Source organism: Trinickia sp. LjRoot230, from assembly GCF_964253315.1.
Lineage (GTDB): Bacteria > Pseudomonadota > Gammaproteobacteria > Burkholderiales > Burkholderiaceae > Trinickia.
Map to the genome: position 1 here is coordinate 3,706,842 of NZ_CAXUQX020000001.1, position 22,812 is coordinate 3,729,653.

Annotated in this window: 20 protein-coding genes; 1 reads left to right on the top strand and 19 read right to left on the bottom strand. The window is 63.0% G+C overall.

Translation table 11 applies throughout. The features are described from left to right. Nucleotides 1-26: 26 nt before the first annotated feature. Together ACSQ20_RS16925 and ACSQ20_RS16930 are read right to left on the bottom strand one after the other, a co-directional pair. Nucleotides 27-3,122 carry a sensor domain-containing protein gene (locus tag ACSQ20_RS16925; RefSeq protein WP_436021939.1) on the bottom strand — a complete coding sequence of 1,032 codons (3,096 nt, stop codon included), beginning with the start codon at nt 3,120-3,122 and terminating at the stop codon, nt 27-29. Between the two features lie 163 nt (nt 3,123-3,285). After that, nucleotides 3,286-3,762: a nitrate reductase associated protein gene (locus ACSQ20_RS16930; RefSeq protein WP_436021941.1), complete on the bottom strand. Its 477-nt coding sequence runs from the start codon at nt 3,760-3,762 to the stop codon at nt 3,286-3,288. Nucleotides 3,763-3,913: 151 nt separating this feature from the next. On the opposite strand from ACSQ20_RS16930, the gene fdhD reads away from it, so the two are divergent. Next, the gene (fdhD, locus tag ACSQ20_RS16935; RefSeq protein WP_436023192.1) at nt 3,914-4,732 is read left to right on the top strand and encodes a formate dehydrogenase accessory sulfurtransferase FdhD; all 819 of its coding nucleotides are present in this window, start codon (nt 3,914-3,916) and stop codon (nt 4,730-4,732) included. Nucleotides 4,733-4,741: 9 nt separating this feature from the next. Here fdhD and ACSQ20_RS16940 read toward each other — a convergent pair whose 3' ends face one another. The 17 genes from ACSQ20_RS16940 to ACSQ20_RS17020 form a co-directional block, all read right to left on the bottom strand. Continuing rightward, nucleotides 4,742-5,512: an enoyl-CoA hydratase gene (locus ACSQ20_RS16940; RefSeq protein WP_436021943.1), complete on the bottom strand. Its 771-nt coding sequence runs from the start codon at nt 5,510-5,512 to the stop codon at nt 4,742-4,744. Nucleotides 5,513-5,589: 77 nt separating this feature from the next. Continuing rightward, nucleotides 5,590-6,789: an acetyl-CoA C-acyltransferase gene (locus ACSQ20_RS16945; RefSeq protein ID WP_436021945.1), complete on the bottom strand. Its 1,200-nt coding sequence runs from the start codon at nt 6,787-6,789 to the stop codon at nt 5,590-5,592. A gap of 24 nt (nt 6,790-6,813) precedes the next feature. Beyond that, on the bottom strand, nt 6,814-9,252 hold the full coding sequence (locus ACSQ20_RS16950; RefSeq protein ID WP_436021947.1) for a 3-hydroxyacyl-CoA dehydrogenase/enoyl-CoA hydratase family protein: 2,439 nt from the start codon (nt 9,250-9,252) through the stop codon (nt 6,814-6,816). A gap of 70 nt (nt 9,253-9,322) precedes the next feature. After that, nucleotides 9,323-11,110 carry an acyl-CoA dehydrogenase C-terminal domain-containing protein gene (locus ACSQ20_RS16955; RefSeq protein WP_436021949.1) on the bottom strand — a complete coding sequence of 596 codons (1,788 nt, stop codon included), beginning with the start codon at nt 11,108-11,110 and terminating at the stop codon, nt 9,323-9,325. 68 nt (nt 11,111-11,178) lie between these two features. Next, nucleotides 11,179-11,778: a TetR/AcrR family transcriptional regulator gene (locus tag ACSQ20_RS16960; protein WP_436021951.1), complete on the bottom strand. Its 600-nt coding sequence runs from the start codon at nt 11,776-11,778 to the stop codon at nt 11,179-11,181. Between the two features lie 195 nt (nt 11,779-11,973). Next, nucleotides 11,974-13,245, bottom strand: coding sequence for a phospholipase D-like domain-containing protein (locus ACSQ20_RS16965; protein ID WP_436021953.1), 1,272 nt, complete (start codon nt 13,243-13,245; stop codon nt 11,974-11,976). Next, nucleotides 13,242-13,718, bottom strand: coding sequence for a dihydroneopterin triphosphate diphosphatase (gene nudB / locus ACSQ20_RS16970; RefSeq protein ID WP_436021955.1), 477 nt, complete (start codon nt 13,716-13,718; stop codon nt 13,242-13,244). The genes ACSQ20_RS16965 and nudB overlap by 4 nt, the downstream gene beginning before the upstream one ends. A gap of 104 nt (nt 13,719-13,822) precedes the next feature. After that, nucleotides 13,823-15,625: an aspartate--tRNA ligase gene (gene aspS, locus ACSQ20_RS16975; protein WP_436021957.1), complete on the bottom strand. Its 1,803-nt coding sequence runs from the start codon at nt 15,623-15,625 to the stop codon at nt 13,823-13,825. A gap of 60 nt (nt 15,626-15,685) precedes the next feature. Next, nucleotides 15,686-16,339 carry a DUF502 domain-containing protein gene (locus ACSQ20_RS16980; protein WP_436021959.1) on the bottom strand — a complete coding sequence of 218 codons (654 nt, stop codon included), beginning with the start codon at nt 16,337-16,339 and terminating at the stop codon, nt 15,686-15,688. Between the two features lie 136 nt (nt 16,340-16,475). Next, nucleotides 16,476-16,850 (bottom strand): FmdB family zinc ribbon protein, encoded by a 375-nt coding sequence (locus tag ACSQ20_RS16985; protein WP_436021961.1) that lies wholly within the window; start codon nt 16,848-16,850, stop codon nt 16,476-16,478. Nucleotides 16,851-17,038: 188 nt separating this feature from the next. Further along, a complete protein-coding gene (locus ACSQ20_RS16990; protein ID WP_436021963.1) occupies nt 17,039-17,659 on the bottom strand; it encodes a methyltransferase domain-containing protein in 621 nt (206 codons plus the stop codon). Between the two features lie 27 nt (nt 17,660-17,686). Continuing rightward, nucleotides 17,687-19,264: a ubiquinone biosynthesis regulatory protein kinase UbiB gene (ubiB, locus tag ACSQ20_RS16995; protein ID WP_436021965.1), complete on the bottom strand. Its 1,578-nt coding sequence runs from the start codon at nt 19,262-19,264 to the stop codon at nt 17,687-17,689. Nucleotides 19,265-19,279: 15 nt separating this feature from the next. After that, nucleotides 19,280-19,903 carry a ubiquinone biosynthesis accessory factor UbiJ gene (locus tag ACSQ20_RS17000; RefSeq protein ID WP_436021967.1) on the bottom strand — a complete coding sequence of 208 codons (624 nt, stop codon included), beginning with the start codon at nt 19,901-19,903 and terminating at the stop codon, nt 19,280-19,282. 135 nt (nt 19,904-20,038) lie between these two features. Next, nucleotides 20,039-21,058 carry a TIM44-like domain-containing protein gene (locus tag ACSQ20_RS17005; RefSeq protein WP_436021969.1) on the bottom strand — a complete coding sequence of 340 codons (1,020 nt, stop codon included), beginning with the start codon at nt 21,056-21,058 and terminating at the stop codon, nt 20,039-20,041. Between the two features lie 36 nt (nt 21,059-21,094). Continuing rightward, nucleotides 21,095-21,826 (bottom strand): bifunctional demethylmenaquinone methyltransferase/2-methoxy-6-polyprenyl-1,4-benzoquinol methylase UbiE, encoded by a 732-nt coding sequence (gene ubiE / locus ACSQ20_RS17010; RefSeq protein ID WP_436021971.1) that lies wholly within the window; start codon nt 21,824-21,826, stop codon nt 21,095-21,097. 67 nt (nt 21,827-21,893) lie between these two features. After that, nucleotides 21,894-22,307 carry a gamma-butyrobetaine hydroxylase-like domain-containing protein gene (locus tag ACSQ20_RS17015; RefSeq protein WP_436021973.1) on the bottom strand — a complete coding sequence of 138 codons (414 nt, stop codon included), beginning with the start codon at nt 22,305-22,307 and terminating at the stop codon, nt 21,894-21,896. A 74-nt stretch (nt 22,308-22,381) separates the two neighbouring features. Beyond that, a complete protein-coding gene (locus ACSQ20_RS17020; RefSeq protein ID WP_436021975.1) occupies nt 22,382-22,810 on the bottom strand; it encodes an HIT family protein in 429 nt (142 codons plus the stop codon). Between the last annotated feature and the right edge of the window lie 2 nt (nt 22,811-22,812).

Consider the following 22,812-nt stretch of genomic DNA (forward strand, 5'->3'; position numbering starts at 1 on the left):
CATTAACGCCCGCTTACGCCCGAGCCTTACGCCGGAACGCTCAGCAGCAGCATGTTCGCCGGGTCGCGCTGCAGCAGATGAGGGATGGCGTCGTGCGGCATCGGCCGCGAGAAGAAGAAGCCTTGCATTTCGTGGCAGGCCCGCTCTTTCAGGAAGTCGAGCTGCGCCGCCGTCTCCACGCCCTCGGCAATCACCTGCAGTTGCAGCGAGTGCGCGAGCGCGATGATCGCCGAGGTGATCGTCTCGTCATCATTCGATGCGCCGATGTCCGACACGAATGATCGGTCGATCTTCAACCGATCGACCGGAAAGCGCTTCAGATAGCTGAGACTCGAATAGCCTGTGCCGAAATCGTCAATCGCGAGCCCGATGCCGAGCGCGTGCAGTTCGTTGAGCATGAGCACCGCTTCTTCGGCGTTGCGCATGATGGCGCTCTCGGTCAATTCGAGCTCGAGATACTGCGGCTCGAGCCCCGTCTCTTCGAGAATCGACATGACGAGCCGGGCGATGTCGCGTTGCTGAAATTGCCGCGCCGACAGGTTGACCGACACCCTCGCGGGCGGCAGCCCTTCATTCTGCCAAGCCTTGTTTTGCCGGCACGCTTCGCGCAGCACCCATTCGGAAAGCGGGCCGATCAGGCCGCTTTCTTCGGCCACCGGAATGAATGCCGACGGCGGCACGAGCCCGACTTCGGGGTCAAGCCAGCGCACGAGCGCTTCCATGCCGACGATCCGCCCCGTTTCGATATCGACCTGCGGCTGATAGTGCAGCAGGAACTCGCCGTCGCGCAGCGCCCGGCGCAAACGCCGTTCGAGACTGAGCCGGGCGCCGACGCTCGTGTTCATTTCCGGCTGATAGAACTGGTAGGTGTTACGGCCCATGTCCTTCGCGCGATACATCGCGAGATCGGCCTTCTTCAGCAAGGTTTCGACGTCCTCGCCGTCTTGCGGATAAAGGCTCGCGCCCATGCTGCAGCCGACGTAGAGTTCGGTGCCATCCAGCATGACCGGCTCCGAAATCGCCGCGCGCACGCGTTCCATCCATTTGATCAGGCCGTCCTTGTCGACGAGATCCGCCAGCACGATCACGAACTCGTCACCCCCGTGCCGCGCGACCGTATCGCCTGCGCGGCCGCAGCGTGCGAGACGCTCGCCCACGACGGCGAGCAAGCGGTCGCCGATGCTGTGCCCGAGGCTGTCATTGACGTTCTTGAACCCGTCCAGATCGACGAATACCACGGCAAGCTTCACGCCGCGTGCAATCGCCTGCTCCAGCCGCTCGCGCAGCAACACGCGATTGGGCAGCCGCGTGAGGCTGTCGTAATTCGCCTGGTACTCGAGCTGTTCCTGATAGCGAATCAGCTCGGTCACGTCATTGACGACACCAATGTGATGCGTCGTCTTGCCATCAGGGTCCGGCACCGGCGCGATGAAAAGCTGGTTCCAAAACAGCGCACCATCCTTGCGATAGTTGCGCAGCACTGCGCTAACTTCGCGGTTCGCCGCAAGCGCTTCCCGAATGGCGACGAGCGCCTCCTGCTGGCGGTCATCGCGTTGCAGAAAACGACAGTCGCGGCCAATCACGTCCGCGGGATCGTAACCGGTAATGCGTTTGAAAGCCGGATTGACATATTCGATCAGATGGCCGGCATCGCTCGCGCCCGTGATCAGAATCGCGTTGACGCTAGCATCGAGTGCCCGGCTTTGCAGACGCAGCGCCAAATCGGAACGCTTGCGCTCGGTCACGTCCGTATAGGAGCCCAGCACGCCCATCACGTTGCCGTCGCCGTTCGTCAGCGCGATCTTGCTGATCACGCCGGCGCGCGTCGCACCGTCGATCGTGACTTCGAACTCGTGGTTCATCTTCGGCACGCCGGTGGTGATCACCTCCTGGTCGGCGCGCTGGAGTTCAGCGGCCAGGTTCTTCCACGGCAGGTCATAGTCGGTTTTGCCGATCACCTGTTCGGTATAGGCAAGCCCTGCGTCGCGCGCGAATGCCATATTGCAACCCAGGTAGCGCGATGTCCGATCCTTCCAGAAAATGCGCTGCGGAATGTTGTCGATGACACTCTCGAGCATCTGGTTCGAGTGCTGCGCCTCGGCTTCCGCCTTGATCTGATCGGTAACATCATCGGCCAGCACGAACATGGCCGGGCGGCCCGCGAAGCTCAACGCATGATTCGAAATGTCGGCGCTCAATTGCGTGCCGTCGCGCCGCCGATGGTGCCAGACGCCGGCCATCACGCGCCCACGTCTCGGTACCGTGGAACTGCGGTCCAGATAGGTATCGAGCCGCGGCAGTTCGTCGGGCGAATGAATCTCGCGTATCGTCATCGAGAGCAATTCACTCTCGCGGTATCCGTACTGCTCCATCGCCGCGGCATTCACGGCCAGAAAGCGCAGCGTGTCGCGATCGTAGATCCACATCGGCACCGGGTGCGCGTCGAAGAGCTCACGAAAGCGCTCATCGCGGCGCCGCATCGCCCGTGCGATACGCAGCTTCGCGCGCGCCGCGCTCTCGCTTGCGCCGAACGTATAGATCAACAAGCCGCATCCTGCGACGATCGTCATCACCAGCACGAGCGTGGCCAAGCGCGTTGCGCGTGACGCTTTCGCAAGCGATGCTTCGAGCGCCGCGTCCTCGCGCTGCCGCAGCGGGGTCAGCGCTTCATCAAGACGCGCAAGCGCAGCGTCGAGCCGCGCATAAGCCGAAGACGCGCCCTCACGCGGATCAGGGCTTGAAGCAAGCGCCGCCTGCTCGAGGGCCATACTCATGTCTTGCTCGATCGAACGCGTGTCGGGCAACAACGCGCTGAGTTGCGCGCTCCCGAGTTCGTCGCGCAATCGTGTCTCGATGTCGGCGAGCTTGGCCTGTTGCTGCGCTGCCAGCTCGCGCGGCACCGGCTGGCCCGAGACTTCGACGCGGCCGAGCGCGGCGAGACCCGCGCCAAGCGTGGTGCGCAACACATCGATATCGCGCTTCACGCTCATGGAGTGCCGCGTTCGCTCGTTGATCGCGCGTTCGCTGTAAATCTGCGTATAGGCAACGAAAGCGTTGGCACCGACCGCGGCGGCGACGACCACGAAGTTGATCAGCAGCCGTTTCGAGAAATAGGAGGTCATGGGTTCCGAGCGCGGCCCGCGCGGCGGCCGAATTAGATTTCTTGACGTGCTAACCCATGGATAACGGCAGCCGATCGAAAAAGTTGAGGCCGGCCGAAAGAAGAAAGGAATCCTTACAATTTGCTTTTGGTTTTTTGGGTTTGATGCTTTGGCGTCTCGTGGTTCAGCCCGTCAGACCGAACTCGCGCATGGCGGGAACGAAATCGTGATTGCCTTCGGGCTTGCGCGCGAGCTTCGTCAATACATAGCGCTTGAACGGCTCCAACTGAGCCCAGTGCGCGATGTCCAGCGCGGGCAGCTTGGCGACGCGGCATTGATTGAGCACGCCGTCCGGCACGGCGGCGGTATCGCGCCACGCGGGCTGCGGGTCCGGCGTGAACCACTCGGGCTCGAGATTGGCGTGCGTGCGCATCATTTCGAAGAGGGCATGATCGAAATTCGGCTCGAGCGCCGCGTCGTCGTCGACGGGAAACCGCGCGAGCAGCACGCGGTCGGCATGCGGCAGCATCTGCCATTGAGCCAGCGAGATGCGCAAGCCGAACCGGTCCAGATTGAATCGAACCGACATCGGCATGAATTTGAGATCCTCCGACGAAACGACTTCGAAATCGAACAGCTTTGGCAATTCGTGCAGTCCCATGACGGTATCCTTGCGTGCGTGCGGCAATGCCTGCAACGGCAGAATCGGCCGGCTTCGGGTATTTTAGAACCTTATTCGATCGGCAACGGCCGGGACGTTCGCCCCGTGCCCGTGCCGTCCGCCACCGCAAGGAGCGAACTTGAACGACCCGTTGGACTATGCCGAGCAGGTCGGCGCCATTGCGCTGCAGGTGCGGCGGCATCGCGGCGCAAACGTGGAAGCCGCCGTCGACCACATCGGCCAGGAATGGCCCGTCGCGCTCGTTTTCAACGGCATTTCGCATGCCGTGATGATGTGCACGCCGCGCGAACTCGAGGCGTTCGCCGTCGGGTTCTCGGTTTCCGAGGGCATTGTCGAGCGCGGCAGCGACATCCACGATATCGAAGTGACGATGCACGCCGAAGGGGCGTCGATTCCCTACGCGCAAGTGGCGCTGACCGTCGTGCAGCAAGCGTTCGTCGCGCTAAAGGAGCGGCGTCGCGCGTTGGCGGGCCGCACCGGCTGCGGCGTGTGCGGTGTGGAAAGCATCGATTTGCTCGATCTCGCGCCAGAGCGAGTGCCCGAAACCGGGTTCATCGCGCGTCTGGCTCCCGACGCTATCGCACGCGCGGCACGCGAGCTGCCCGCGCACCAGGCGTTGACAAAGCTCACGGGCGGTTTGCACGCGGCGGCATGGTGCAATGCACAAGGCGATATCGTGCATGCGTTCGAAGATGTTGGACGCCATAACGCCCTCGACAAGCTGATTGGCCGGCTCATCCTCGATCGCACCGATACGACCAACGGCTTCGTTTTCCTTTCGAGCCGCGCGAGCTATGAGCTCGTGCGCAAAGCGGCGCGCGTCGGCATTCCGATGGTCGCCACGATTTCGGCACCGTCGTCGCTAGCGGTGTCGATTGCGCGGCAAGCCGGCATCCGGCTTGTCAGCTTTTGCCGTGAAGCCGGCTACGTGGCCTACGACGAACCGTGAGCGTTCACCTCAATCGAATTGCTTGAAGTCGGGCTTGCGCTTTTGAAAGAACGCGGTCATCGCTTCACGCGCCTCCGGAGCCAGCAGCAACTTGCCAAAGTGCAGGATCTCCTCGCGCATGCGCTGCGCGATTTCCTCGTCGCTTGCGCGCTTCATCAATGCTTTCGTCACGCGCAGCGACGAAGCCGGCAACGCCGCCAATTTCGCTGCTTGCGCGAAGGCGAACGCATCGACCTCGTCGGCCGGCAGCAGCCGGTTGACGATGCCCATGCGATGCGCCTCGGTGGCATCGAACGGCTCGCCAAGCAGCAACTTCTCGGCCGCGAGCGTGTAGCCCGCAACGCGCGGCAGCAGCAGGCTGGAGGCCGCCTCCGGGCATAGCGCCAATTGCGCGAACGGCAACGAAAACGTCGCCGTTTGCGCCGCATAGACGGCATCGCAGTGCAACAGCAACGTCGTGCCGATACCGACCGCCACACCCGCCACCGACGCCACCACCGGCTTTTGTGCAGTACTGATCGCTCGAAGAAAACGCAATACCGGTGCGTCGTCGCTCGTCGGGGGGGCCTTCATGAAGTCTTCGAGGTCGTTGCCTGCGCTGAACGCGCCCGGTGTGCCGCGAATCAGAATCGCGCGAATGCCTGCGTCGTCGCGCGCGGCGTCGAGTGCATCGGCCATTGCCGAGTACATCGCGCTCGTGATGGCGTTTTTCTTGTCTGGCCGGTTCAACGCGATCGTCATTACGCCACTGGCGCGCTCGACGAGAATGTCTGTCGTCATCTGTGACTCTCCATAAAAACGGTTCGCGGACCAGGAACCGGGCCGCGAACCGTTGTGAGATATTCGGCATCGGCCGCTTACAGACGCTCGATGATGCCAGCCGCGCCCATGCCGGTGCCGACGCACATCGTCACCATGCCGTACTTCAGATTACGGCGGCGCAGGCCGTGCACAACCGTCGCCGAACGGATCGCACCGGTCGCGCCGAGCGGGTGGCCGAGCGCGATTGCACCGCCGAGCGGATTGACCTTCGCCGGATCGAGCCCGAGTTCGCGAATCACGGCCAGCGATTGCGCCGCGAATGCCTCGTTCAGCTCGATCCAATCGATGTCGTCCTGCTTGAGACCAGCAGCCTTCAACGCGGCCGGAATCGCTTCTTTCGGCCCGATGCCCATGACTTCGGGCGGCACACCGCGCACGGCAAAGCTGACGAAACGCGCAAGCGGCGTCAGGTTGAATTGCTTGAGGATCTTTTCGGAGACGACGATCAGCGCACCGGCACCATCGGAGGTCTGCGAACTGTTGCCGGCCGTGACCGAGCCCTTGTTGGCAAAAACGGCGCGCAGTTTCGCGAGCCCTTCGAGCGACGTGTCGACCCGCGGACCTTCGTCGAGAGCCATCTCGCGCGTACTCACTTTCACTTCGCCGGTTGCGAGATCGGCAAAGCGCTCGACGATCGAATGCGGCGCGATCTCGTCGTTGAACTCGCCCGCGCGCTGCCCGGCCAGCGCGCGTTGATGCGATTCGAGCGAAAAGCGGTCCTGATCCTCGCGGCTCACCTTCCAGCGCTCCGCGACGCGCTCGGCGGTGAGGCCCATGCCGTAAGCGATGCCGATGTTCTCGTCGCGCTCGAAGATATGCGGTGACATCGACGGCGTATTGCCCATCATCGGCACCATGCTCATCGATTCGCAGCCGCCCGCGATCATCGCATCGGCCTCGCCGACGCGAATCCGATCGGCCGCCATCGCCAGCGCGGTGACGCCCGACGCGCAAAAACGGTTGACGGTCACGCCGCCGACCGATTGTGGCAAGCCCGCCAGCAGCGCGCCAATGCGCGCGACATTCAGGCCTTGCTCGGCCTCGGGGATCGCGCAGCCGATGATGGCATCTTCGATCACCTTCGTATCGAGCCCCGGCACCTGCGCCACCGCCGACTTGATCGCATGGACGAGCAACTCGTCCGGGCGCGTGTTCTTGAACGCGCCGCGCGGCGCCTTGCCGATCGGCGTGCGACTCGCGGCGACGATGTATGCGTCTTGCAACTGTTTGCTCATTTGCAGCTCCTCAATGCGAGTCTGTTAGTTGCGCACCGGCTTGCCGGTCTGCAGCATGCCTATGATCCGCTCCTGCGTCTTTTGCGTGCCGAGCAGATCGACGAACGCACGGCGCTCGAGTGCGAGCAGCCATTCCTCGTCGACGAGACTGCCCGCCTCGACATCCCCGCCGCAGACGACCTCGGCAATTCGCGAAGCGATCAGAAAGTCATGCGCACTGATGAAATTGCCGTCGCGCATGTTGACGAGTTGCGCCTTGATCGTCGCAATCGCGGAGCGCCCGGCGACCGGAATCTGCGTGGCGGGCAGCGGCGGACGATAACCGGCCGCCGCCAGCGCGCGCGCTTCTTTTTTTGCTGTGTCGAGCAACTCGAACACGTTGAAGACGATCGTATCCGACGGCTTGAGATAGCCCATCGCCTGCGCTTCCAGCGCCGAGCCCGACACCTTCGCCATGGCCGCGTTTTCGAACGACTTGGCGACGAATTTCAGCCATTCGCCGGCGGGCGCGCCGATAGCCGCCGCGGCCGCGGACGCCCGCAGCGCCGCCTCTTTGAGGCCGCCGCCGGCCGGCACGAGACCGACGCCCACTTCGACGAGCCCGACATAGCTCTCGATGTGCGCAACCCGCTTGGCACTGTGCAACATCAGCTCGCAGCCGCCGCCGAGTGCGATGCCCGATACGGCCGCCACCACCGGCACGCTCGCATACTTCACGCGCAGCATGCCTTGCTGAAATTTTTTGACGAACGGCTCGATGCCTTTCGCGCCGCCCATCATGAAGGCTGGCATCGCCTCTTCGAGATTCGCGCCAGCCGAAAACGGGCCACCCGGCGTGCCGAGCTTCAGCGACGTGGGCTGCCAAATGACCAGCGCCTTGTAGTCCTTCTCGGCCAGCTCGATGGCTTGCACGAGCCCGTCGATCACGCTCGGCCCGATCGTGTTCATCTTGCTCTTGAACGACACGATGACGACATCGCCCTCGCCCGCGCGCGTGTCGGCCCAGGCCCGCACGGTATCGGTCTCGAAAAGCGTCTTGCCGTAGGTCAACGGATCGGCTCCGTTCTCGCCGACGAGCGGCGCGCGAAACACTTGTTTGTCGTAGACGGAAAGCGTCGAGCGCGGCACGAACTTGCCCGCCACCGGCGACCACGAGCCTTCGTTCGTGTGCACGCCGCCGCGCTCAGCCACCGGCCCATCAAACACCCACGACGGCAACGGTGCGCTCGACAGCGCCTTGCCTGCCGCGATGTCGGCCTGCACCCATTCGGCCACTTGCTTCCATCCCGCAGCCTGCCAACCTTCGAACGGACCTTCGTTCCAGCCGAAGCCCCAGCGGACCGCGAGGTCGACCTCGCGCGCGTTATCGGCGATCGAATCGAGGTGCACACCGATGTAATGGAAGACGTCGCGGAAGATCGACCAGAGGAACTGTGCCTGCGGGTGCTCGGACTCGCGCAGCAGTTTGAGCCGCTCGGCGGGCGCCCGCTTGAGGATGCGGCCAACGAGCTCGTCCGCCTTGCCGCCGCCCTCGACGTACTCGCCCGTCTTCGGATCGAGCATCTTGATGAGCTTGCCTTCTTTCTTATAAAAACCGCTGCCCGTCTTCTGGCCGAGCACGCCCTTCTTCACGAGTTCGGCCAGCACCGCCGGGGTCTCGTAGACCGGCAGGAATGGATCGTCGGGCAGGTTATCCTGCATCGTTTTGATCACATGCACGAGCGTGTCGAGGCCGACGACATCGGCCGTGCGAAACGTCGCCGACTTTGCGCGGCCAAGCCGTGCGCCGGTCAGATCGTCGACCTCGTCGAAGCGCAGCCCGTATTTCGCGGCTTCAGCGATGACGGCCAAAATCGAAAACACACCGACGCGGTTCGCAATGAAGTTCGGCGTATCCTTCGCTCGCACGGCGCCCTTGCCGACGACGCTCGTGAGGAACGATTCGAGTTCGTCGACAATCTGCGCACGCGTGTGAGCCGTCGGAATCAGCTCGACGAGATGCATATAGCGCGGCGGATTGAAAAAATGCACGCCGCAAAAACGCGCCTTGAGCTCGTCGGAAAATCCTTCGGACAACTGAGTAATCGACAAGCCCGAGGTGTTGGTCGCGAAGATCGCGTGCGGCGCGAGGTGCGGTGCGACCTTCTTGTAGAGATCGTGCTTCCAATCCATGCGCTCCGCGATCGCCTCGATCACGAGATCGCATTCGCCGAGCCGCGCGATGTCGTCTTCATAGTTGGCAGGCTCGATATAGCGCGCGTCGTCCTTGATGCCGAACGGCGCGGGTGACAGCTTTTTCAGATTGTCGATGGCCTTGAGCGCGATCGCGTTCTTCGGGCCTTCCTTGGCCGGCAGATCGAACAGCAGCACCGGCACTTTGGCGTTGATCAGATGCGCCGCGATCTGCGCGCCCATTAGGCCGGCGCCGAGCACGGCCACCTTGCGAATGATCAGGTTACTCACGTTAGCTCTCCCTCGGAGTCATACGATTCATGTGGTTTGATCCGGCTCGCGAAGCCGAGACGTTCAGCATTCAGAACAACGCCTCGTCGATATCCATCAGCGGCTTCGCACCGGCGCGGGCCATCCGGATCGTCGCAGCCGTTTCGGGCAACAGCTTCGCGAAGTAAAAACGTGCTGTCGCGAGCTTCGATTGATAAAACGGATCGCCCGATGCGGCTTTATCGAGCGCAATGCGCGCCATACGGGCCCAGAAGTACGAAAACACCAAATGACCGACCGTGCGCAGATAAGGCACTGCTGCGGCGCCCACTTCATCAGGGTTTTGCATCGCCTTCATGCCGATTTCCATCGTCAGTTTCTGCACCTTCTCGCCGATGTCGGCGAGCGGGTTGACGAACTCTTGCATCTCCGGCTTCACGCCTTCTTGCTCGACAAAGTCACTCACGAGCTTGCCGAACTTCTTGAGCTTCGCGCCCATGTCGCCGAGCACCTTACGGCCCAACAAGTCGAGCGCCTGCACCGCATTCGTGCCTTCGTAAATCATGTTGATGCGCGCGTCGCGCACGTACTGCTCCATACCCCATTCGGAGATGAAACCGTGTCCGCCGAACACTTGCAGCGCATGGTTCGTGCATTCGAATGCGTTGTCGGTCAAAAACGCCTTGAGGATCGGCGTGAGCAACGCGACAAGCTCGGCCGCCTCATTGCGTACGGCTTCGTCCGCATGCGAAAGTTCTTTGTCGATTTGCAGCGCGGACCAGTATGCGAACGCGCGCGCCCCTTCGGCATAGGCCTTTTGCGTCAGCAGCATGCGGCGCACGTCCGGGTGCACGATGATCGGGTCGGCCGGCTTGTCAGGCGCCTTCGGCCCCTTTAGCGAGCGCATCTGCAAGCGCTCCTTCGCATAGGCCAGCGAGTTCTGATAGGCCACTTCGGTGAGCCCGAGGCCTTGCATGCCGACGCCGAGCCGCGCCGCATTCATCATCACGAACATTGCCTGCAAGCCGCGGTTCGGCTCACCCACGAGCCAACCGCGTGCGTTATCGAGATTGATCACGCAGGTGGCGTTGCCGTGAATGCCCATCTTGTGTTCGATCGAACCGCATTTCACGCCGTTGCGTTCGCCCGGTTCCCCGGCTGCGGTCGGCACGAACTTCGGCACGATGAAAAGCGAAATGCCCTTGGTGCCGGGCGGCGCATCGGGCAGCCGCGCTAGCACGAGGTGCACGATGTTGTCCGCCAGATCATGCTCGCCGCTGGAAATGAAGATCTTCGTGCCGGAGACCGAGTACGAACCATCGGCCTGAGGTTCGGCTTTCGTGCGCAAAATGCCGAGATCGGTGCCGCAATGGGGCTCGGTCAGGCACATCGTGCCGGTCCATGTGCCGGCGACGAGCTTCGGCAAGTAGACTTGCTGCTGCTCCGGCGTGCCGTGCTCGTGCAGGCATTCGTAAGCGCCGTGCGAAAGGCCTGGGTACATCGTCCAAGCCTGGTTCGCCGAGTTCAGCATCTCGTAGAGCGCGTTGTTGACAAACGCGGGCAGGCCCTGGCCGCCGTAGTCCGGGTCACAACCGAGCGCAGGCCAGCCCGCCTCGACATATTGCCGGTAAGCCTCCTTGAAACCCTTCGGCGTGGTGACGACGCCATCCCCCTGGTAGGTGCAGCCCTCGCGGTCGCCGCTTTGGTTCAGCGGGAACAGCACCTCGGCGCAAAACTTGCCGGCTTCCTCGAGCACTTGATTGATCGTATCGGCGTCGAGTTCGGCGTGCTTCGGCATGCCTTTGATTTCGGCTTCGACGTTGAGCAACTCGTGCAGAACGAATTGCATGTCGCGCAGCGGCGCGGCGTACTGACCCATGACTACCCTCCCAAAGTTTGCAGCGACAAAGCTCTTCCGTCTGATGGGCGGGTGCCAACAGCGCCCCGCTAACGGTTTTCGCTTTGATATGAAACGATCGTCTTTTCCAGCGCGGCCCAGGTCAGGCGCACGGCATCGGGAAGATGCAGAAAACGTGCGTCATGATGCAGGCCAAGCGTGAAGCTATACAGTTCGAAGAGCATCAGGTTCGGATCGGTGCCCGCGCGCAGATGTCCTTCCTCCATAGCCTGCGAAATGGCGCGCAGTAACGCGGCACGCCAAGTGGAGACGCTCGCCACCAACTGCTCGCGCACCGGGTTGTCGCCGCGATCGTCGTATTCGACGGCCCCGCTGATATAGATGCATCCCGTCCTCACTTCTTGAATGCGCTTCTCGATCCACCGGCTTAACATCGCACGCAAACGCGGTAATCCGCGCGGCTCGCGCAGGCTCGGAAAGAAGACTTCTTCTTCGAACCGGCGGTGGTACTCACGCACCACTTCCACCTGCAAATCTTCGCGCGAGCCGAAATGCGCGAATACGCCGCTCTTGCTCATTTGCATGCGCTCGGCCAGAAGACCGATCGTCAGACCTTCGAGCCCATCGCGGCTCGCCAAGTCCAGCGCTGCATCGAGAATCGCGGCGCGCGTCTGTTCACCTTTTCGCATGGCCTTATACCGTTCTTATATGACCGAACCACCAAAATAGAACGGCCGTACTATTATTGAGCGCGACCGCACCGGAAACAAGGACTTTATTAGAAAGCCGTATCTAACCGGCCCTCCATTCTTGCCCCATTCGCGAGTACAAGGGTAGAGGGCTTTCGCCGATTGCCCTGCCCGGTGACCGGGCGCACCGTCAGTTCAATCGTAGCCCCCGCTCGTGAGGAGCTTCATCAGCGTCCGATAGGCTGCGTAGGCGAGCCAGTTCACGAGCCGCTCGGGCCAGCGGCGCGCCGCATAGCGGGCGGGGTCGATCGGCCGGCCGTCGGCGCACGCGGCCAGCATGGCGCTGCGCAGCAAACCGATCTCGGGGTGCTCGACGAGCACGATGTTCGCTTCATTGTTGAGCACGAGGCTGAGCGCGTCGAGATTCGAGGAGCCGACCGTCGCCCACTGCGCGTCCACGACTGCAACCTTGGCGTGCAGCATCGTCTTTTCGTATTCGGCGATATGCACGCCGGCCGTCAACAGCGCGCGATGGAGATAGCGCACGGCGTGATCGAGGGCGACGAATTCCTTACGGCCGACCAGCACGTGCACGACCACGCCGCGCCGTGCCGCGCGGATCAGCGCCCGGCGCATTTTGCGCCCTGGCATGAAGTACGGGTTGGCGACGAGGATCTCGTGGCGCGCACGGCCTATCGCCACCAAGTAAGCCTTTTCGATCGCGCGCCGGTTCACGAGGTTATCTCGAGCGATAAAAGCCATTGCGGGCTCGCCTCGTGCGGCCGGCGCGCCGCGCTGGCCACCGCGGCCACCACGAGCAAGGGCATCGCTCGAACGCGGTGCCGGCGGCACCCTGGCGCTGGCGCGCCACGCGCTCAGCGTGGGAAGCCGGTGCGCGGCGATGATCCGTCGCCACTGCGCATCGAAAGCCGTGCGGATCTGCGCGAGCACGGGGCCACGCACCTCGAGCGCGAAGTCCCAGCGGGCAAACGGCAGGCGCAGTCCGTTGGCGTCGTAATCGTCGACGATGTTGATGCCGCCGCAAAACGCGGCGCGATCGTCGACGAAGGCGATCTTGCGATGCGTGCGCGAAAATCCGAAGCGGCCAAAAAGATGCGGATTGTAAATTCGGTGCTGCACACCGGCGGCTCGCCATTCGTCAAAAACGGGCAGCCAACCGGTACCCATGCCGTCGGTAATCACACGCACTCGCACGCCGCGCCTTGCCGCGCGCATCAGCGCTTCCGAGATCGGGCGCCCAGCGGCGTCGTCGCAATAAATGTAGGTCTCGAGCGCCACCTCGTATTGGGCGGCGTCGATATGCGCGACAAGCGCGGCGAAGTAATCGTCGCCCGTGCTGAAAAGACGGACGTCGTTACCGGCCGTGAACGCGAGCCGCATCGAATGCCGGCGGGAAACGAGCGCGGCACCAAAGCGCGCGAGACGGCTCGGGCCGCGCCGGCTCATGCGCCGCGCGCTCGCACACGACGCGGCAGTTGCAGAATCGCGTCGCGATTGGACGGCGAAAAACAGCGCGCCGCCGCCTGCTCGTAAGGCAACCACAGATAGGCCGTATGTTCGCGCGGCGCGAGCGTGATTTTCACGCGGTGCGGCACTTCGAGGCCGAACCAATGCTCGATGTTGCGGCTCACCCCTTCGGCATAACGATGGCGCCACATCGGGTAGATCTCGTACTCGATGTGCTCCCCCCAATCGATGAGTGCACTTACCGGTAGAGTGGGGCTGCCCACGACGATCCCCGTTTCCTCCCCAACTTCGCGCGCTGCGGTCTCGACGAGCGGCTCGTCGATGCGGTCCTTCGAGCCGGTAACGGACTGCCAGAAACCAGGCCGATCGGCACGCTCGATGATCAGTACATCGAGCTGGGGTGTATGGACAACAACGAGAACAGACTCCGGAATCTTCGGGGGTTTTGGCATGATCTTCCAACGCTTCGGCTTCGATTCCAGACAAAAATAGGCGCATGGGCGCCTATTTTTGTCCGATATACCGCCTGGGAGCGACAGCCTGCTTATTACGTTAATTACGCCTTCGGCTGGTCGGGCTGGCGCAGCCGGATGTGAAGTTCTCGCAACTGGCGCTCGTCGACAGGGCTCGGCGCTTGCGTGAGCAAACACTGCGCACGCTGCGTCTTCGGGAACGCAATGACGTCGCGAATCGAATCGGCACCCGCCATCATCGTCACGATCCGATCGAGGCCAAATGCAATCCCGCCATGGGGCGGCGCGCCATACTGCAACGCGTCGAGCAGGAAGCCGAACTTGGCGCGGGCCTCTTCCGGGTCGATCTTCAGCGCGCGGAACACCTTGCTTTGCACTTCCTCGCGATGAATCCGCACGGAGCCGCCACCGATCTCCCAGCCGTTCAACACCATGTCGTATGCCTTGGCGAGACAACGGCCCGGATCCGTTTCGAGATATTCGAGGTGTTCATCTTTCGGGCTCGTGAACGGGTGATGCGCGGCCACGTGGCGTGCCTCTTCCTCGTCGTACTCGAACATCGGAAAATCGACGACCCACAGCGGCTTCCAGCCGTGCTCGATCAGGCCGTTCGCCTTGCCGAATTCGGAATGGCCAACCTTGAGGCGCAGTGCGCCGAGGCTGTCGTTGACGACTTTCGCGCGATCGGCCGCGAAGAAAATGATGTCGCCATCCTGCGCACCGGTACGTTCGAGGATCGAGGCAATCGCGGCGTCGTGCAGGTTCTTCACGATCGGGCTTTGCAGACCGTCGCGTCCCTTGGCCACCTCGTTGACCTTGATCCACGCCAGTCCCTTCGCGCCGTAAATACGCACGAATTCCGTATACCCGTCGATATCGCCACGCGAGAGTTCCGCGCCCTTCGGCACGCGCAACGCCGCCACACGGCCATCCTTCGTGTTGGCCGGTGCGCTGAACACCTTGAAGTCGACGTCCTTCATCGCGTCGGTCAGCTCGGTGAACTCGAGCTTCACGCGCAAATCCGGCTTGTCCGATCCAAACCGCGCCATCGCCTCGCTGTACTGCATGACGGGGAACGGCTCGTCGAGCGAGACGTCGATCGTTTCCTTGAACACGTGCCGGATCATCTTCTCGAACAGATCACGGATTTCCTGCTCCGATAGGAACGACGTCTCGCAGTCGATCTGGGTGAATTCGGGCTGGCGGTCGGCACGCAAATCTTCGTCGCGGAAGCACTTGACGATCTGGTAGTAGCGGTCGAAGTTGGCCACCATCAACAGCTGCTTGAAGAGCTGGGGCGATTGCGGCAGTGCAAAGAACTGCCCGGCGTTCACACGCGACGGCACCAGGTAATCGCGCGCCCCTTCCGGCGTGCTCTTGGTGAGCATCGGCGTTTCGATGTCGATGAAACCTTGCGCGTCCAGATACTTGCGCACTTCGATCGCGACGCGATAACGCAAGCGCAGGTTGTGCTGCATCTGCGGACGACGCAGATCGAGCACGCGATGCGTCAGACGCGTCGTTTCTGAGAGGTTGTCGTCGTCAAGCTGAAACGGCGGCGTGACCGATGCGTTGAGTACGGTCAACTCATGGCAAAGCACTTCGATCTTGCCGCTTTTGAGGCCGGCGTTGACCGTCCCTTCGGGACGATCGCGCACGACGCCCACGACGCGCACACAAAATTCGTTGCGCACGCCCTCGGCCGCTTTAAACATCTCGGCGCGGTCGGGGTCGCAGACGACTTGAACCAGCCCTTCGCGATCGCGCAAATCGATGAAAATGACGCCGCCGTGGTCGCGCCGGCGATGCACCCAGCCACACAGCGCAACGGTTTGGCCCAGCAAGTGTTCGGTCACCAGACCGCAATATTCAGATCTCATCGACATGGTGTTCGTCTATCGTTTGTATGAATGAGCGGGACGCGGGCGTAACGCCCGCGCCCGGCATTAAAGGGGCGGCTCAACGGGCCGGCGCACTGGCGCGGCGACGGTGTTCGGGGCCGCCGGAGCGACCACACCCATCGAGACGATGTATTTGAGCGCCGCGTCGACCGACATATCCAGTTCGACCACTTCGCTTCTCGGCACCATCAGGAAAAAACCGGACGTGGGGTTCGGCGTCGTCGGCACATAGACGCTCACGTGGTCTTCCCGGAGATGGTTGACGACGTCGCCGCCCGGCACGCCGGTCAAAAAAGCGATTGTGTAGCAACCGCTACGCGGATATTCGATCAGCAACGCTTTGCGAAAGGCATTCCCGCTGCTCGACAGCAGCGTGTCGGACACTTGCTTCACGCTCGTATACAGCGGGCCGACGATCGGAATATGTCGGACGATCGCGTCCCACCAGGTGACAAGCTTTTGCCCGACGAAGTTCTGTGTGAAGAGCCCGACGGCGAAGATAAACGCCAACGTAAGCAGGGCGCCGATGCCGGGCAGGCGAAAGCCGAACAGCTTTTCGGGCTGCCACGAGGCCGGCAGCAACAGCAGCGTCTGGTCCATCGTGCCGATGATGAGGCCCAGTACCCACAGCGTGATGGCCAAGGGTACGAGAACCAGCAAGCCGGTGAGAAATACGGATTTGAGCGTCGTCTTTTTCATGTATACCGCCAGAAAACCGCAGGGGAGATTCGATGCGGCTTGCGCACCGTCTTCGTCGGCGGCCGCTCTGTGACGGCGCCCGGACGCCGCGCCAGCCGCGATACGGGCCGCGCTTCGTCCAAACAGCCGGGGCCGGTTAAGTTTCCGCCGCGGTGGAAGCTGGCGCCGCGGGGCTCGCCGTCGTCGACGAGTTGGCTGCGCTCGTCGAACCCGTCGCGCCCGTCGAACCGTTCGATCCGTTCGAATTCGCGGTATCGGCGGTCGCACCCGCAGCGGCAGCAGGCTTCGCGTCGTCCGCATCCTTTTTGCCGCTCGCCGCGCCGCTGTTGCCGCCACGGAAATCCGTGACATACCATCCCGAGCCCTTCAATTGAAAACCCGCGGCCGTGACTTGCTTCCGAAACGCCTCGGCTTGGCACTCGGGGCACTGCGTGAGCGGGGCATCGCTCATCTTCTGAAGGACGTCTTTCGCAAATCCGCACGATTCGCAACGATAAGCGTAGATGGGCATGATTCTCTTCCCGGCAATTCCGATAAAAACGGTTCAATGCTTGCAAAGCGTTGAATTATAGCCGCAATCGGCCGGCGCCCGAATGACTGGCGCCGACCCTGCGCGGTGTCGAGATGAGGGCGGCAGCGCCGAATTCAAGGGTCGCCGGCATCAATGCCGCGAATGTCGCCATTCGGCGACGCGCCGCTTTAGCGGCGGCGCCACGTCAACCAGCGCTCGCGCCCGGCAAAGACAGGTAGTGAGTCATCCACGGGCAGGTCTTCGATCAGCTCGAAATGCGACGCGAGCAGCGCATCGAGTTCCGCGCGCTCGATGCCGAACGGTGGCCCGCCGGGGCTTGCGCCGAGGAAAAAGTAGCCGGCTAGCATAGCCTGCGGCGCCAGCAGCTGCGCCATGCGCGCGGCGTAGTCAGCGCGACGCGCGGGCGGCAGCGCGCACAAAAACGCCCGTTCATAGATCCAGCCCGGGAGGAACGGCGGCTCGTAGACAAAGAAATCGGCTTGCTCGATGAGCGGTGCCCGCGCGCCCATCAGTGCACGGGCAGCCGCTACAGCGTCGGCCGAAAAGTCGATTGCTCGCACGTTCCAGCCCGCTTCGGCGAGCCAGCGTGCCTCGTGCGCGCTGCCACACCCGGGAATCAGAACAGGGCAAGGCTCCGTGCGCGCAGCGAATGCGCGAAACGACTGCTGCACCCCGCCCTGGTCCCAAGGCGTGAAATGTTTGTGGAAGCGCTCGTCCCAGAACTCGGGGCTAGCCGGGTCGCGCGTATCGAACGACGGCGCAGTGGCCGGGGGTTTCGGCTCGGTCATGTCGCTCTCCTTTGGGACCGCCCGCGCCTACCCACCGTAAGCCAGCACGAGCCAGGACCGCATCACAACGGCGCCGACGCCCACCGCCACTCCGAACAGCAACAGCGCCTGCAACAGCCGGTTCGTGCGGCGCTGCTCGACGAGCAGCATCTGCATCAGCGCGTCTTGCGCGCCCCGGCTGCCATCATGCCGGTCGGAGAGCACCTTGTGCACGAGGCGCGGCAATTGCGGCAGCGTCTTGCTCCACTGCGGCGCTTCGAACTTTAGCCGCTCGTACCAGCCGCGCAGGCCGATCTGCTCGTTCATCCAGCGTTCGAGGTAGGGCTTGGCCGTCTTCCAAAGGTCGAGCTCCGGATCGAGCGAGCGCCCGAGCCCTTCCACGTTGAGCATCGTCTTTTGCAGCAGCACAAGCTGCGGCTGGATTTCGACGTTAAAGCGCCGCGACGTCGAAAAAAGCCGCAGCAGCACTTGGCCCAACGAAATGTCCTTGAGCGCGCGATCGAAATAGGGCTCGCACACCGCCCGGATCGCGCTCTCGAGTTCCTCCACCCGCGTGGACGGCGGCACCCAGCCCGACTCCAGATGCAGCGTCGCGACACGATGATAGTCGCGCTTGAAGAAAGCGAGGAAATTCTGTGCCAGGTAATTCTTGTCGAAATCGGACAGCGCCCCGATGATCCCGAAGTCCAGCGCGATATAGCGCCCGAAATGCGCGGGATCGAGGCTCACCTGGATGTTGCCCGGGTGCATGTCGGCGTGGAAGAACCCGTCGCGAAACACTTGCGTGAAGAAAATCTCCACGCCCTGTTGCGCGAGCTTCGGGATGTTGACGCCCGCCTCGCGCAGCGTCTCGATCTGACTGATCGGCACGCCGACCATGCGCTCCATCACGAGCACGGTCGGCGTGCAAAACTCCCAATACATTTCGGGCACGAGCAACAAATCGAGCCCCGCGAAATTCCGGCGCAACTGGCTGCCGTTGGCGGCCTCGCGCATCAAATCGAGCTCGTCGTGCAGATACTTGTCGAATTCGCCAACGACCTCACGCGGCTTGAGCCGCTTTCCGTCGGCCCAGAGCCGCTCGGCCCAGACAGCGATGTCGCGCAGCAGCGCCAGATCCGAATCGATGACGGGCAGCATATTCGGGCGCAGCACCTTGATGGCGACCGGCCTGCCCGCATGCTGCCCGGTGCGCAGCTTCGCGAAATGCACTTGCGCAATCGATGCGCTGGCCACCGGCACGCGCTCGAATTCGTCGAACAGCACATCGACCTTGGCACCGAGCGATTTCTCGATAATCTCGATGGCGACATCCGACGCGAACGGCGGCACCTGGTCCTGCAACTTGGCGAGTTCGATGGCGACCTCGGCCGACAGCAGATCGCGCCGCGTCGAGAGAACTTGGCCGAATTTGACGAAGATGGGCCCGAGGCTCTCCAACGCGAGCCGCAGCCGCACCGCGGGCGGCACCTTGAAGCGGCGGCCGATCGTGCCAATTCGCAACAGCAGCCGCACGCGGCGGTCGGTGATGCGACTCAGCATCATCTCGTCGAGACCGAACCGGATAACGGTGAAAGCGATCTTGATCAGGCGCAGAAAACGCATGGTAAATCCGGTGGCCTAACGGGTGCCGCGCGGCGCTGCCGCAACGCGAGCGCCTCTGGCTTCGAGACGCTCGACACGCTTTTCGATGCGCGCCAAAGCATCGCGCGCGCGCGCGAGTTCGGTATTGAAAAGCTCGAGCGATGTTCGCCGCACGAGCTGCGGATTCTCGTCGAGCAGATATTCCGCGACCGAGTCGCGCACGTTGCGGCCCGTGCGCGCCACGTGTGCGCCGACCGTGTGCACGAGCGCCGTGACACGATGAGCCGGCGCATCGCCAAGCAGGCGGGCGAGATCCTCTTCCGGCTCCCAGCGCAGATGCTCGGTGAGCTTGCCGAGCAGCGTGGCGAATTCGGCATCGCCATCGATCTTCACGTGCTTCATCACGGCGGCCTGCCCGCCTTGCATGAAAGCCGCGAGCGCCTCGGCCGGCACGGAGATCGAAACGTCGGCGCACGGCACCTCGATTTCGTCGACTGCGCTCAGGTAGCCCTCTGGCAGCACCACCAGGGTGAACGCCAGCGAGGAAAAAGCGAGCTTGGCCGTCTTGCCGGCGTAGGGCGCAAGGCGTTCGCGGGCCCACGTTTCGCGAGCGAGCAGATGGTTGACGGCGGTGGCGAGGGGCTTGGCTGCGAGAATCATCGAGCTCGAAATAGAAAGCCCGCGCAGGCGGGTACCTGCGCGGGCGACTATTGTAACGTCCGTTCGCGCGTGCGCCGCCGACAGACGTGCACGCGATGAAGCATCCGCCGTGCGGCGGCGGATCGCGCGCAGCGCTCAGTGAAGCGCGGTCTGCTGAATACCGGCGAGCACCCAGCCCTCGCCCGGCTTGGCCGGCTTCGACAGCGTCCAGATCTCGTTGAACGGTTGCGCCGATGCGCCGGGCGCCTCACGAATGAGCCCGCTAAAGCGTACGCTCGCCGAATGCTCGCTGCCTCGGTCTTCCACGCCCAGCAACGCGGCGTCTAGCTGGACGACGTCTGTCTGATCGCGATCCTTGCGGGCGTCGATGTCCACCTTCAGCTCGGCGAACATCTCGGGCGTGGTGAATTCGCGAATGTCGGCGAGGTTGCCCTCGTCCCAAGCGGCCTGTAGGCGCACGAAGTTGACCTTCGCATGGCGCAGGAACGTATCGACATCGAAACCGGCGGGCAGAGCTTGCGCAGTTGCCGCCCCAGCGGATGCGCCAAATGCGCCGGTATTAGCCGAAGCGCCGCCGAACGTGGCCGGCTCCGATGCTTGCATGCGCGGTGCATCGCTCGGTGCATCGTAATGACGCATGTCGACCCGTGCCGAGCCCGGCATGCCAGCCGCACCGTACGCGGGCGTGGCGCCTTGTCGGCCGCGCGACATCAGCTTGCGCACGATCCAGATGCCGGCCATTGCCAGCAGCGCGATGACGATGACATTGGCCATCATGCCGGCAAACGCGCCGCCGAGGCCGAAGTGCGACAGCAACGCCGCGATACCGAGCCCCGCGGCGAGGCCGGCGATCGGCCCAAGCCAGCGCGAACGCGCGGACGGCTGAGCCGCAGCCGGCTGCGTGGACTGAGCCCGAGACGGCTGAGTGGATTGCATCGACGACGACTGGGTGGATTGCTGATTGGTGGCCGATGGCGCGGTTTGCGTTGTTTGCGGCTGCCGCCCGATCGTGCGCCCGCCGCCGAGCCGCTTGGCGTGCGCATCGAGCGAAGCAACGGTGCTTACGGCGACCATGGCGACCACCACGGCAAGCCCGATTCGCTTCGCCAGAGACCTTGAAAGTGATTTGGAAGGTAAGGCAGGCGCATCGGTCATCGTATAATCCTTTATAAAAACAATTGTTTAGCGAAACTAGTACTTCGTCGCCACATGCAAGGCTACCACGCCAGCTGACAAATTGTAATATTTGACGGCATCGAAGCCCACTTGTTTCATCATTGTTTTCAAAGTTTCCTGATCCGGATGCATGCGGATCGACTCGGCCAGATAGCGGTAGCTTTCGGCATCGTTCGCAAACTTGTTGCCGAGCCAAGGCAGCACCTTGAACGAATACACATCGTAGGCCTTTTTGAGCGGCTCCCACACCTTCGAAAATTCGAGCACGAGCACGCGGCCGCCGGGCTTGAGCACGCGGCGCATCTCGGCTAACGCCACTTCCTTGCGCGTCATGTTGCGCAAGCCGAAAGCCACCGTCACCACGTCGAAATAATTGTCGGGAAACGGGATTTTCTCGGCGTCGCACAGCAGCGCGGGGGTAATGACGCCGTTGTCGAGCAGCCGGTCGCGCCCCACGCGCAGCATCGATTCGTTGATATCGGTCAGCCACACCTCGCCCGTCGAGCCCGCCTTTTTTGCGAACGATTTGGCCAGGTCGCCCGTTCCGCCCGCGATGTCGAGCACCTTGGCACCGGGGCGTACGTTCGCCTGCGCGATCGCGAACCGCTTCCACAGCCGGTGCATGCCGGCCGACATCAGGTCGTTCATCAGATCGTAATTGCCCGCCACCGAATGAAATACGCCGGCAACCTTACTGGCCTTCTCTTGTTCGTCGACGGTCTCGAAGCCGAAATGGGTCTTGCTCATCGCGAATGTCCTCCGCTTTTTTCAATGATATGTAGCGTATGTAGCGCCGAGGCGCCACGCGGGCCGTTCAATGGCAATGACCCTGCGGCGCGCCGGGCGCGTTCATCGGCGTATCGCGATCGACGCCGGCAGCCGCAAGCTTGTCGAGATATTCGCGCCACAGCGCGTCCTGCCGGGTGGCCAATTCGTACAGCAGATCCCAGGAATAAATGCCCGTCGAATGGCCGTCCGAAAACGTCGGCTGCAGCGCATAGTTGCCCACGCCTTCGATCGAGACGATCGTCACATCGCGCTTGCCCGTTTGCAATGTCTCCTGCCCCGGCCCGTGACCGCGCACTTCCGCCGACGGCGAATAAATGCGCAGCAACTCGAACGGGACGCGATAGTGCTCGCCGCCCGCGTACTGAAGTTCGAGCACGCGCGATTTGGCATGGACGACCACGCCCGTCGGGCGAGGCGTATCGGGAGAGAGTCCGCTCATGGCTGCCTCGATATTCGTTGGATTCGTTCGAAATATGCACCGGGCGCGCAAACAGCCGCAAGAGGCCGCAAGGATCAGGCCAACGCGCCCGGGATTTCGCGGCGCACCGCCTCGCCGAGCAGCGTGGCCTGTGCGCGCCGCGCCGACAGCAGCGCCTCGGACACCGAGCGCTGCCGAGGCGCCCAGATCGGCTGCGGAAAGTGCGGGTCGTTCGAAAACCGCGGGATGACGTGCCAATGGACGTGCGGCACCTGATTGCCGAGGCTCGCGAGATTGACCTTCACCGGCTGCATTACGCTACGCTGAGCCCGCTCGACCGCATACACGGTACGCATCAGTCGATCGCGCTCAGCGGCCGGGAGGTCCGAGAACTCGGCGATATGCGCATTCCATATCACCCGGCACAAGCCCGGGTAGTCGTGCTCGTCGACCAGCACGACGCGCATCGCGTCGTCCTGCCAGAGCACCACGCCGCCTTCTTCACGGCAAAATACACAGTCCATCG